Genomic DNA, 12170 nt, shown 5'->3' on the forward strand with positions numbered 1-12170 from the left:
CGTCGGCCGGGGGCGCCTGGTGGCGTCCGCCGCGCGGGACGACGTACGCGGTCAGCTGCCGGTCGCCGGCCGGGTGTGCGTGGGCGACGACGGCCGCCCGGTCGATGGCCGGGTGGCGGGCCAGGACGCTCTCGACCTCGCCGGGCTCGACCCGGAAGCCGCGGATCTTCACCTGGCTGTCGGCGCGGCCCAGGTAGGCGAGGACACCGTCGGCGCCCCGGCGTACGAGGTCACCGGTGCGGTAGAGGCGTTCACCCGTGGGGGCCGCCACAAAACGTTCGGCGGTCAGCGCGGGCCGGCCCCGGTAGTCGCGGGCGACGCCCGCCCCGGCGGCGTACAGCTCACCGGTCCCGCCGTCCGGCACCGGGCGCAGTTCCTCGTCGAGGATGTGCAGCCGCTTGCCGGCCAGCGGGCGGCCGATGGGCACGGGGCCGCCGTCGCGCACGTCCTCCGGCGTCACCGGGTGGACGGTGAGGAAGATCATGCACTCGACGGGCCCGTAGCCGTTGCTCAGCCGCAGGCCGGGGTGGCGCTCCAGGGCGCGGGCCGCGTGCGGGGCGGAGAGGGCCTCGCCGCCCACGATCAGCTCCCGCAGTCCGTCGAGCGCCTGCGGGTACTCGTCCACGATGACGCTGAAGAGGGAGGAGGAGAGGTAGAGGGAGGTGATTCCGTGCTCGGCGACGAGCCGTGCCATCACGAAGGGTTCGGGGCGCCGTCCGGGGTGCAGGACGCAGGTCCCGCCGTTGAGGAGCGGGCCCCACAGCTCCAGGGCGAACGCGTCCCAGGAGAGGGGCGCGCACTGGAGCCACACGGATCCGGGGCCGAAGGAGGCGAAGTCCTGTCCGGTGAGGGTGGCGGTGACGGCGTGGTGGGAGGCGGCGATGCCCTTGGGCCGTCCGGTCGAGCCGGAGGTGAACATCACGCAGGCGATGTCGCCGGGGCGGACCGGGACCGTGCCGCGCGCCAGCGGTGGTGCGGTCGGGGCGTCCTCCACGTGGACCTCGGGGACGCCGAGCGCGTCGGGCCCGGCGTCGCGGGTGGACACCACGGCGGCGATCTCCGCGTCCGCCGCCATCGCCCGGAGCCGTTCGGCGGGGAAGGCGGGGTCGAGCATCACGTATCCGGCGCCTGCCTTGAGGATGCCGAGCACCGTCACGACCAGCGCGGTGGAGCGTTCCAGGAACACCCCGACCGTGTCGCCGTGCCGGACGCCGCTCGCCGCGAGCAGGCCGGCCAGCCGGTCGGCGCGGGCGTCGAGCCCGGCGTAGTCGAGGCGTTCGTCGCCGTGGATCAGGGCCGTCGCGCCGGGCGTCCGTACCGCCTGGTCCTCGAACAGTTCATGCGTGCACTTCATCGCGCTCACCTCCTGGCCGGCTGCCGCTCTTCCCGCGGGGCGCGTCGTGCGCCTCCGGCATCCCGGACGCCTCTGGCTCCCCGGGTGCGTCGAAGTCGAGCAGCAGGACGTCGATGTCTCTGATGGAACGGCTGGCGAGGCCCCACAGGGCGATCGCGGTCCCGCCGACCCCGGCGAGGAACAACATGGCCGCCATGCCGCTGCCGGGACCGTCGCCGACGAGCGGTCCGAGCACGGTGAAGATCCCGGAGCCGTCGGCCGCCGCCGGTTCGAAGACGTGGTCGGCGAGCGGTCCGGAGACCGCCATGGCCAGGGGGACGGAGATCTGCGACAGGAACATCACCGCGCCGAAGACCCGGCCCTGCCATTCGTGGGGGACCTTGGTCTGCACGATCGCCTGCATGGACGCGTTGACCGTCGTCATGAGCAGGGCGCCGATGAGGATCGCCACGCACCAGCCGACGACTCCGCCGGCCAGACCCATCGCGACCAGGCCGGACAGGCACATGCCGACCACGCCGAGCATCATGCCCCGGCCGCGGTTTTTGGGTCCGCCCCAGGCGGCCATCAGCAGGGCGCCGGCCACTCCGCCGATGCCGATCGCGCTGTTCACGGCGGCGAGCGCGCCGGTGTCGGCGCGCAGCAGCACCATCGGCGAGATGAGGGCGAAGCCGAAGACCATGACCAGGTTGACCAGGCAGAAGTTGACGATCAGGTCGCGCAGGCTGGGCACCCGGAACAGGTAGCGCAGCCCCTCGGCCGCGTCGGCCGTGATGCGCCGCCGCGGCGCTCCGGTGGTCTCCTTGACGACCACGTCGCCCTTGAGCCGTACGACACGGATCCCGATGAGCGCGAACGCGTAACTCGCCACGTCCACCAGGAGCGTGGGGCCGATCCCGAAGACCGCGACGAGGAGGCCGCCCAGGGCGGGGCCGCCGATCCCGGCCGCGCTCTTGGCGCCGGCGAGCAGGCCGTTGGCGCGGCCGAGCTGGTCCTTGCGGACGAGGAGGGGAACGGCCGAGGAGAGGGCCGGGAACTGGAACGCGGCGCACACCCCTAGCAGCACGGTGGCCGGATATATCTGCCAGGACTGGAGGGCACCGAGGTAGTGGAGGAGGGCGAGGGAGCCCACGACGACCAGGCCGCCGGCGTCCGCGAGTTGGAGCGCGGCCCGCTTGGGGATCCGGTCGACGATCGCACCCGCAATGGGGCTGAACACCGCCTGGGGGAGCATCGCGCACAGGGAGAGGATCGTGACGGCGGTGGCCTGTTCGCCGGCCGACCACACTTCGATGATGAAGGCGAACCGGACCGCCGCGCTGCCCACCAGGGACACCGCCTGACCGGACCAGACCAGCATGAGCGGCCCCATCCCCGCGAAACTTCCGGGAATGTCCGCTGTTTTCCGGGCGTCGCTCACGATCCGGGTCCCCTGTCCACCGGTGCCCGGCACGCCGTACCGCGGCTTTCGAACGGGTTGGTAACCACGCCTCAATCCCCCAGGGTTTTCGCTTTCCACGCGGATCACCACGGATCCCTGCCTGAATCGAACGGGGTCAGCATGCGTCGGGGGATTACCTCCGCGTTCCCTTCGCGAACACCGGAACGGGAAGGGCGCGGGAACGGAACGGGACGCCGACGGGACCCGGGCGGGCGAGGGTCGTCACGTAGTTGTCTGCACAGAAGGAGTACTCCCGTGAAGAACCCCAGGGATCATTCGCCGGACAGGGCGAATCTGCGCCACGCCCTCCAGGACCTGTCGACCGTGGAACGGTGGGCCGAGCGCGTGGCGTCGGGCGGCCGTCCCGAGCCGTACGCCGCGCAGGAGTCCCTGGACGGGCCCCAGTTCAGTGTCGAGACCGAGACCGAGAACGGCATGCACACCGTGGCCGGGATCGTGGCGCTGGCGCCCGCGCCGGACACCGGTACCGCGGGCTTGGACGAGACGGAGCGCGCCGTGCTCCGCTCGCTCGTGAGATCGCTGCTCGACCTCGCCGGCCATGAGTCGGGCCCCGCCCGTACCCATGTGGTGCTCACCCCCGGCGGACCCCGGGTGGCCGCCTGCCAACTGGGGCCGCACTACCTGGTGTTGGACCGTTCCCGCGACGGTTCCCCAGGCAGGTAACGGGGCGGGAACGGTCAGGGAACGCCCGCCAGCAACATCAGTGGTGTCGGGAAGCGGAACACCGCAAACACCCACAAACACCAACTTAGGGGCGGGACCATGGGACGTAAGCTTGCTGGACTCTTCGGGATCTTCGCGGCAACGCTGGCCTTCGGCTTCGGCACGGTGGCCGAGGCGGGACACACGCAGGGCCCCCGGAGCGTCCAGCAGGTTGTCGCCGACGACAAGGGCCCCACGATCACCGGCCCCGGTGTCGCCGCCGACGACAAGGGACCCACTCTTGTCCCGGCGGACGACAAGGGCCCGACCGTGGTGCTCGCCGACGACAAGGGTCCGACCGTGATCGCCGTCACCAACGACGACAAGGGCCCCACGTCCTCCGTTCTCTGAACCGCTCCCCGTCCCACCCGCTCCCCCCGAACAGCTGAGCCCCGTACCGGAGTTCCGGTACGGGGCTCGGTGCTGCCGGGGCTCGCTGCCGCGCGGGGCACGCCGTCAGGCACGGCGGCGGTCCGCCGGCACTCCCATCTCGGCGAAGAGCTTCTCGGCGGCGGCCCGGTGCACGCCGGCTTCCGCCGTGTCACCCAGGGCATCGGCCATCCCCGCTAACGCGTAGGCCTCCTCGATGCGGTAGCTGATGGCCGCGGAGAGGTCGAAGGCGTGCTGGTGCAGGGCCAGTGCCGCCGCCGCGTCCCCCTGGCGCAGCCGCAGCCGGCCCACCGTGTTCTCCACCTTGGCGCGCCGCAGCGGCGAGGAGTTGGTCCGCATCAGCTGGAGGGCGTACTCCGCCTGGTCCGGGGTGCGGGGCGGCTTTCCGAGCCGGTCCTCCACATCCGCCGAGAGGGCCAGGGTCAGCGCCAGGTTCACCTGGTTCCCGGTGTCCCCGTACAGCGCGCGGGCCTCGGTCAGGCAGCGGTCCGCCTCGTCGTACTCGCCCAGGCCGATGTGGGCCAGGGCGAGATCGGTGATGGCACCGGGCAGTCCTTCGTGCTGTCCGAGCTGGAGGCTCAGTTCGGCCGACCGCTGGGCCGCGTCCCGTGCCTCCTCGTACCGGCCCCACTGTTCGTAGAGGGTGCTGAGGATGGTCAGGCTCTCGGCCTCCGCGCGCGGGATGCCGAGCGAGCGTTCGTGGGCGATCGCCGTCTCCATGTGGCCCAGCGCCTCGGCGAAGTTGCCGAGGAGGCTGTTGAACTGGCCGAGGATGCTCTCACTGTGGGCCTGGGTGTGCCGGTCGCCGAGGCGGATCGCGACGTCCCGGCTCTCCCGGGCCGCGTCGAGCCCTTCGGAGAAGCGGCCGAGTTTCCAGCAGGCGACGCCGAGGTTGGACAGGCTCACTCCCAGCAGCGCCAGGTCCTGCAACCGCTCCGCGGCGGCGACCGCGGTCCGGCCCAGTTCGCCGAACTCCTCCAGGTGTCCACGCGCGTTGAGCTGGAAGACGAGGTTGCGGGCGAGGCACACGACGTACCGGTCGTGGCCGCGTCTCTCCGCGAGTGTGACCGTCGCGAGGAGCGCCGTCTGCTCGCGCAGGAACCACTCCTGGGCCCGTTCCGCGGTGCTGAGATCGGGCAGTTCCGCCGTGGAGGGGAGCAGTCCGGTGGGGCGGTGGCGCCGCCCGGAGTAGAGGAGGTCGCAGGCCACTTCGGTGGCGGTCAGGTAGTAGCAGAGCAAACGTTCCACCGCGACCGCGTCCTCGCCCTCGGCGGACTCGCCGAGCTGGCTCTGCGCGAAGCTGCGGACCAGATCGTGGAAGGTGTAGAGGCCGATCTCCGGCTGCTGTACGAGGTGCACGTCGAGCAGCATTTCGAGCAGGTCCTCCGCCTCGCGGGTGCCCGAGCCGAGCAGCGCGCCCGCCGCGTGGACGTCCATGTCGCCGCCCGGGTGCAGGGCCAGCGTCCGGAAGGCCGTACGGCACTCGTCGTCCAGGGCCTGGTAGGACAGACGGAGGGTGGCGGAGACGCTGCGGGCGCCGGAGCTGAGCTCGTCGAGTCTGCGGGTCTCGTCGCGCAGACGTTCCGCCAGGTACTGGAGGGTCCAGCGCGGGCGGTTGCGCAGGCGGGCGGTGGCGATCCGCAGGGCGAGCGGGAGGTGGCCGCAGAGCCGGGCGAGTTCGGCGGCTGCTTCCGGTTCGGCCGCCACCCGCTGGGCGCCGAGGGTCTCGGCCACCAGGGTGGCGCTCTCCTCGGGCGGCATCACGCCGATGGAGATCCACTGCGCGCCGTCCAGGTCGACCAGGCGGGCACGGCTGGTGACCAGGACGAGGCAGCCCGAGGAGGCGGGGAGCAGCGGGCGGATGCCGGCCGCGTCACCCGCGTTGTCGAGGAGGATCAGCAGCCGTCTGCCGATCAGGGTCGCGCGCCACAGGGCGGTACGGGCCGGTACGTCGTCGGGGATGCGGTCGCCCGGGATGCCGAGGGCCCGCAGCAGACTGTCGAGCGCGGTGCCGGCGGTCACGGGCTGGTCGCCCGGGGTGTAGCCGCGCAGGTCGATGTGGAGCTGGCCGTCCGGGTACTCGGGGGCGAGGCGGTGCGCGGCCCGTACCGCGAGGGAGGTCTTGCCGCAGCCGCCCATGCCGTCGATGGCGACGATCTGCGGGCCCTGTTCGCTGCCTTCCCCGGCGCAGCGCAGGATCTCCGCCAGTTCCCGTTCGCGTCCCGTGAAGTCCGACAGGTCGTACGGGAGGGTGCTGGGCGGTTCCGCCGGCAGCGGTACGGGGGCGGCGGGGGCGGGCGCCGGTCCAGGGCCTGCCAGTTCGGGGCTCTCCCGCAGGATTCCCTCGTACAGCTTGGTGAGTTGGGGCCCCGGGTCGATGCCCAGCTCTTCGACGAGCAGCTCGCGGACCTTGCCGTACTCCTCCAGCGCCTCGGCCTGGCGGCCGGACCGGTAGAGCGCGACCATCAACTGGCCGCGCAGGGTCTCCCGCAGGGGATGTTGATTGACCAAATCTTTTAAGTCCACGACCAGTTCGGCGGCCTCTCCGAGCGCGAGATGGAGCTCGAAGAGCTGTTCCGCGGCGGTCAGCCGGCGTTCCTCGATGGAGGTGGAGGCCGCCTGGATCACCGGTCCGCCGCTGCCCGACAGGACAGGTCCGCGCCAGAGGGCGAGCGCTCCCCGCAGAATCTCGGCCGCTTCGGCGGGCCGGCTCTCGGCGGCAGCGATCTTCGCTTTGCGCGTCAGCAGTCCAAATTCGGCCAGGTCGATTTCACACTGTTCGAGGGCGACGCGATAACCGGGGCCGTCGGTGAGAAGGACGTCGGCGCCGCCCGGTATCCGCCGTCTCAGATCCGCTATGGCCTTGCGTACTTGGTGGGAGGCCGTGGTCGGCGGCTCCTCGTCCCAGGCCGCCTCGACCAGTCGCGAAACGGGAAGCACCTTTCCCGGATCCAGCAGCAGAGTGGCCAGAACTCGCTCCTGAATCACTCCTCCGAGCCGCAGACGTGTCCCGTTCGACCAGCCCTCGATCGGGCCAAGAATGTTGAATCGCAGCCGATCTCCTGCCGCTGTTGTCATGCGGCCTCCCTCCCCCTCAGCTCTGCTCACGCGCAGACCCTCCCCAGCGCCAAGCGATCGTAGCCCCTACCAGGAAAAGCGCGGTACTGCGCCGGGAAGAGTTCGGGAATGGCGCGTTGCAAGCTGTTCATCAACGGCGGGCCTTCACCGCCGCGGAGGATACAGAGCGTGAGCAGACCGGGGAATCACCGGTCCGGGCCGGTGCGTTCGGACCGTCCTGGGAGATCGCGTCACCGGCCATCGCATTACCGAGATTTTGGGGACCAAGGAGAGAATGATGAATTCCCAGACGGCGCCCGGTCTTGACGTACTGCTCCAGAATGCGCGCAGGCGGGCGGGGCTCACTCAGGAACAGCTCGCGGGGCTTTCCACCGTGAGCGTACGGGCCATTCGGGACCTGGAGCTGGGCCGCGTGCAACATCCCCGTAAAGAAACTCTCAGACTCCTCGCCAATGCCATGCGCCTGACCGACGCACGGCGGATCGAGCTCGAACTCGCCGTGGACGCCCAGGCCGTGGGACGGGTATTCCAGGACATATACGGAGCAGACCTCGCCGTGCCGCCCGCGCCCCTGCGCCCCCTGGTGGGCCGGCGCCCCGAACTGGAGGCGCTGACGGCGCGGTTGTCCACGGAACACGAGCGTCTGCTGACACTGGTGGGGCTGCCGGGAGTGGGGAAGACCCGGCTGGCGCAGGAGGCCGCTTCGCTGCTCCACTCCCGCGACCGCGTCCCGGTGCTCTGGGTCGCCCTGGACGGCGCGGCCGAGACCACCGGCGCGGCGGCGAACAGCCCGCTGTCGACGATGACGGGATGGGTGCGGGCGCTGGTCCGTGACGGCGAGAAACTGGACGAACTTGCCACGGTCATAGGGCACAAGCCTACCCTGATCGTACTTGACGGTTACGATTCGTCACCCTCCGCGATCAGGCCGCTGCTGAACCTGCTGCGCGTCTGCGAGCGCGTGAAAATCCTCACGACCACCTGCCGGCCGGTCCAGCTGCCCGGTGGCCGGCTGCTGCCGCTGGCCCCGCTGCCCGTGCCCGCCCCCTCCGACCTGGCCGCTTCCCTGCCGGGCGACTCCCTGGTGACGGACCGGCCCGCCGTGGAGCTGATGCTGTCGCATGTCAGCCACATGCGGCCCGACTTCCTCCCCACGGACACCGTCACCACCACGGCGGCCCACATCTGCCGAGCGCTGGACGGCATTCCGCAGGCGCTGGAGGCCGCGGCCTCCTGGCTGCTGCTGTACTCCCCGGAGCAGCTCCTCGACATCGCCCGCACCGTGCCGCTGGTCCTGGTCGACGGGGTCACCCCCACCGACCCCGCCGCCGGCCCCACCCTGAGCGACCGGCTCGCCGCGGCGGTGACCGGGCTCGGCCCGCGCGCCACGGCCCTGCTCCGTACCCCGGTCGACCCGTGGACCGTGGACGACGCGGCACGCGCGAACGGCACGTCGCTGGCGGAGACCGCCCGCGACGCGCACGCCCTGCTGGTACGGGGGCTGATCCGGCAGCTCCCCACGACTCCGGGGGGCCCGGTGGGCTTCACGGTGCTCAACCTGGTCCGCGCGGCGCTCGTGGCGGAGCAGGAACAGCAGCAGGAGAGGGAGCACGGCTCCCTGGTCGACGCGCTCGCGGAGTAGGCCCGCCCGCTCTCCCGTCCCTCCTTCTGCTTCTCCCGGTCTTCTTTTCTCCCCCTCTTCTCTTCTCCCCCTCCCTCCCCTCTCGTGAAAGGCCTCGCCCCCATGCGCAACCTGATCTCCCTCGCCGACCTCACGCCCGCCGAGCTGCGCCACCTCGTCGGCCGGGCCGTCGAGTTCGGCCGTGACGGCATCCACGCGACGTCGCTCGCCGGGCGCCAGGTCGGCGTCTACTTCCGCAAGTCCTCGACCCGTACCCGTACGTCGTTCTGGAGCGGCGCGACCCGCCTGGGCGCCGACGTGATCACGTTCGGCCCGAACGAGCTCCAGCTCAGCACCGGGGAGACGGTGGAGGACACCGCCCGGGTCCTCGGGCAGTACCTCGACGCCCTCGTCGTACGCACCAACGGGGACGTGGAGGAGATCCGCCAGCTCGGCAGCAGCCCGGACCTGGCCGTCGTCAACGCCCTGAGCCTGGACGAGCACCCGACCCAGGCGATCGCCGATCTCGCCACGCTCACCGAGGAGTTCGGCTCGCTCGACGGGGTGCACCTGCTGGCCGTCGGCGAGGGCAACAGCTCCGGCGCCGCCCTCGCGCTGGCCGCCGCGCTCACCCCCGGCCTGCGGCTCACCCTGCTGTGCCCGCGCGGGTACGAGGTACCCAAGGACACCCTGGACCTGGTGGCCGAACTCAGCGGCGGTACGGCCCTGGTGAGCCAGGTCGTGACGGCCGACGAGGTCGAGGGCCCGGTGGACGCGGTGTACACGAGCCGGTGGCAGACCATGGGTGTGACGAAGGAGAACCCCGACTGGCTGAGCGACTTCGACGGCTTCCAGATCAACCGCGCGTTCCTGGACCGCTTCGGCGGCCCTCGGACCGTCTTCCTGCACGACCTGCCGGCGGTCCGGGGCGAGGAGGTCACCGACGAGGTCCTCGACGGTCCTTCGAGCCTGGCGTGGCGGCAGGCGCACCACAAGATGACGGCGGCGGCCGCGGTCCTGGAGTGGTGTGTGGTGGGCGCCCAGAACTGACCGCGCCTCTCCCCCGCGCCTTCCGCCCCCGGCCGTTCGGGCCGGGGGCGCCGCGCGTGCCACGCTCCCCGCTCCCGCGAATCCCGGTCGGGGAAAAGCGCGCCGTAGCGGAAAGGGCGGGTACGAGGCTTTTAGCGCCTCGTACCCGCCCCTTCGGAAACGGGAGGAACCGGTGGGATCAGCCACCCATCGCCGCGACCACCGAACGCGGCCGCATATCGGTCCAGTTCGCCTCGATGAATTCGCCGCACTCCTCCTTGCTGCCCTCGTCCCTCATCAGCTCCCAGCCGGCGGGCTGCTGGATCCGGGCCGGCCACAGCGAGTACTGGCCTTCTTCGTTGGCCAGCACCACATAGCGGCCGTTGGAGTCCTCGAACGGATTGGTTGCCATGTTCTCCACCTCGGTTGGACGAAGGTAAGCGTTCGGTCGTGGGGTACGCCTGAGTTGTTTGGCTGACTCAAAGACTAGGAGCCGCCCGCCGCTCCACCGGGCAGAAGCCCAGGCAGATCGGCGGCACCACGGCCCGCCCCGTCAGGCGAGCATCCGGGCCCGCTGGTGCGCGTACGTGAGCGCCACCCCGGTCGCCACGGTGGCCGCGCGCACCGACCCGAGCGCCTCGCGCACCAGCTCGGAGCGCTCCAACGGCAGGCCCTCGAACCCGGCCTGACCGGCCCGGACGATGTTCAGCGCGGCTTCGAGCACGGCGATCTGGGCCTCCCCCAGCGCCTCCCGCCGGTCGACCCGCTCCCGCACCTCCTCCAGGACGTCCGCGAGTACGTCCGCCACCAGGACACTGTGGCCGGTCTCTGCCATGTCATCACTCCTCGGTCGTTCGCCGGCGGTCGGTACGGAGCCGGAGGCTGAATTCTGCGAGCGCAGTGCGATCAGTCTCGCGCCCCCGCGGCCGTCCGGCACGGTCCTGTCGCGCAACTGCTCCTTTCCTGCCGGGCGGTTGCCGCACGGGGCGCCGGAAACCGGCCCCCGGCGAATCTACGGTGGTCTCCGAAAGGAAGTTCCGGCATGCCAGGGCCTCCTTTTCCCCTTGTCATCCAATGATGTGGACGAAGCGAACAATGAAGCCTGCGGAATGGGCGGCTCGTCATCGATCCGGGCCGCTGGATGTTGTTGTCACCGGACTCCCCTCCGATGCGCACACCTGGAATCTCATTTACATCCAATTGCTGCTCGAAGACCTCGGGCACACGGTGGTCAATCTCGGTTCCTGTGTGCCCGAGGACGAGATCGTCGAGTCCTGCTGCAAGTTCCAGCCCGACCTGCTGGTGGTCAGCAGCGTCAACGGGCACGGCTTCAACGACGCCGGGCCGCTGATCGGCGCGATCCGGTCCCGCTGGGAACTGGCCGGGCTGCCCGCCGTCATCGGCGGGAAGCTCGGGGTCTCCGGTGGCCGGCAGGACCAGACCGACGAACTGATGAGCGCCGGTTTCGACGCGGTCTTCCAGGACGGCGTGAACATCGCCGCCTTCGAATCGTACGTCGGCTCACTGTCCCGAGAGGTGGAACGATGACCGCACCGGTCCGTACGGACGTCCCGCCCCCCGCCGCCCCGGCCGGCCGGATCGCCGCCCACCGGCGCCCGCGCTCCTTCGGCCGCTTCGTCGCCGAGTCGCAGGCCCGCGGCACCCTCGTGGTCCAGCCCCGCATGGGGTTCTCCGACCCCGCGCTGATGCGGGCCGGCCTGCTGGCCACGAAGGGCGCGGCGGACGGGGTCGTCGGCACGATGACCATCGACAGCTACACGCGGGTCAATGACGAACCGTCGGCGGTCAAGGCCCTGAACAGCGGAGTCCCCCTCAACGGCTTCCCCCTCACCTCGTACAGTCCGCACACCTCGCACTGGGTGCTGGACGGCGTCCGCGACGCGGGCTTCCCCGTGCAGATCCGGCACGGCTCCGCCCGCCCCCAGCGCATCGTCGCCGCCCTGGCGCGGCTCGGCCTGGACGCGACGGAGGGCGGGCCCGTCTCGTACTGCCTGCCGTACGGACGTACCCCGCTCCTGGACTCCGTACGGAACTGGCAGGAGACCTGCGACTTCCTGGCCGGGCTGCGCGGCACCGGGGCGGAACCCCACCTGGAGACCTTCGGCGGCTGCATGCTCGGGCAGCTCTGCCCGCCCGGGCTGCTCGTGGCGATCAGCGCCCTGGAGGCGCTGTTCTTCCACCGGGCGGGGCTGCGCAGCATCTCGCTCAGCTACGCCCAGCAGACCAGCCCGGCACAGGACCGGGACGCGGTGCACGCGCTGCGGCGGCTGGCCGCCGAACTGCTGCCGGACACCGACTGGCACGTCGTCCTCTACACGTACATGGGGCTGTACCCGCAGACCCGGAGCGGTTCCCTGGACCTCCTGGAGCGGTCGGCCGAGCTGGCCGTGGAGACGGGGGCGGCCCGGCTGATCGTGAAGACGACCGCCGAGGCGCACCGGATCCCGAAGGTCACGGAGAACGTGGAGGCCCTGCGGGTCGCCGCGCGGGCCGCGGCCCGGCACCGGACCCGG

At 71.3% G+C, this 12170-nt stretch carries 11 protein-coding genes; 6 read left to right on the forward strand and 5 right to left on the reverse strand.

Annotated features, from left to right (window positions below):
• Positions 1-1354: amino acid adenylation domain-containing protein (locus tag GT042_RS27200; RefSeq protein ID WP_161311371.1), on the reverse strand; the 1354-nt coding region annotated here is incomplete at its 3' end.
• Positions 1338-2714, reverse strand: a complete 1377-nt coding sequence (locus GT042_RS27205; RefSeq protein ID WP_161311372.1) for an MFS transporter — start codon at positions 2712-2714, stop codon at positions 1338-1340. The genes GT042_RS27205 and GT042_RS27200, both read right to left, overlap by 17 nt.
• Before the next feature lie 336 nt (positions 2715-3050).
• Between GT042_RS27205 and GT042_RS27210 the strand changes: the two genes are divergently transcribed.
• Positions 3051-3479: a hypothetical protein gene (locus GT042_RS27210; protein WP_161311373.1), complete on the forward strand. Its 429-nt coding sequence runs from the start codon at positions 3051-3053 to the stop codon at positions 3477-3479.
• 99 nt (positions 3480-3578) lie between these two features.
• Positions 3579-3869 carry a hypothetical protein gene (locus GT042_RS27215; protein WP_161311374.1) on the forward strand — a complete coding sequence of 97 codons (291 nt, stop codon included), beginning with the start codon at positions 3579-3581 and terminating at the stop codon, positions 3867-3869.
• Positions 3870-3974: 105 nt separating this feature from the next.
• Here GT042_RS27215 and GT042_RS27220 read toward each other — a convergent pair whose 3' ends face one another.
• Entirely contained in the window at positions 3975-6986 is a 3012-nt protein-coding gene (locus GT042_RS27220) for a BTAD domain-containing putative transcriptional regulator (RefSeq protein WP_161311375.1), read from the reverse strand.
• A 277-nt stretch (positions 6987-7263) separates the two neighbouring features.
• Here GT042_RS27220 and GT042_RS27225 point away from each other — a divergent pair, with 277 nt between their 5' ends.
• Together GT042_RS27225 and GT042_RS27230 are read left to right on the forward strand one after the other, a co-directional pair.
• The gene (locus tag GT042_RS27225; protein WP_237531246.1) at positions 7264-8628 is read left to right on the forward strand and encodes a helix-turn-helix domain-containing protein; all 1365 of its coding nucleotides are present in this window, start codon (positions 7264-7266) and stop codon (positions 8626-8628) included.
• Positions 8629-8730: 102 nt separating this feature from the next.
• Positions 8731-9657 (forward strand): ornithine carbamoyltransferase, encoded by a 927-nt coding sequence (locus GT042_RS27230; RefSeq protein ID WP_161311377.1) that lies wholly within the window; start codon positions 8731-8733, stop codon positions 9655-9657.
• 178 nt (positions 9658-9835) lie between these two features.
• On the opposite strand, the gene GT042_RS27235 is transcribed toward GT042_RS27230, so the two are convergent.
• Together GT042_RS27235 and GT042_RS27240 are read right to left on the reverse strand one after the other, a co-directional pair.
• Positions 9836-10048: an MbtH family NRPS accessory protein gene (locus tag GT042_RS27235; protein WP_161311378.1), complete on the reverse strand. Its 213-nt coding sequence runs from the start codon at positions 10046-10048 to the stop codon at positions 9836-9838.
• Positions 10049-10189: 141 nt separating this feature from the next.
• Positions 10190-10471 (reverse strand): hypothetical protein, encoded by a 282-nt coding sequence (locus GT042_RS27240; RefSeq protein ID WP_161311379.1) that lies wholly within the window; start codon positions 10469-10471, stop codon positions 10190-10192.
• A gap of 260 nt (positions 10472-10731) precedes the next feature.
• Here GT042_RS27240 and GT042_RS27245 point away from each other — a divergent pair, with 260 nt between their 5' ends.
• Positions 10732-11184, forward strand: a complete 453-nt coding sequence (locus tag GT042_RS27245) for a cobalamin-dependent protein (RefSeq protein ID WP_161311380.1) — start codon at positions 10732-10734, stop codon at positions 11182-11184.
• Positions 11181-12170, forward strand: a 990-nt coding sequence (locus GT042_RS27250; protein WP_161311381.1) for a methylaspartate mutase, incomplete at its 3' end; no start/stop codon positions are given. The genes GT042_RS27245 and GT042_RS27250, both read left to right, overlap by 4 nt.

The organism is Streptomyces sp. SID3212 (assembly GCF_009865405.1).
In the GTDB taxonomy this organism is placed as follows: Bacteria; Actinomycetota; Actinomycetes; order Streptomycetales; family Streptomycetaceae; genus Streptomyces.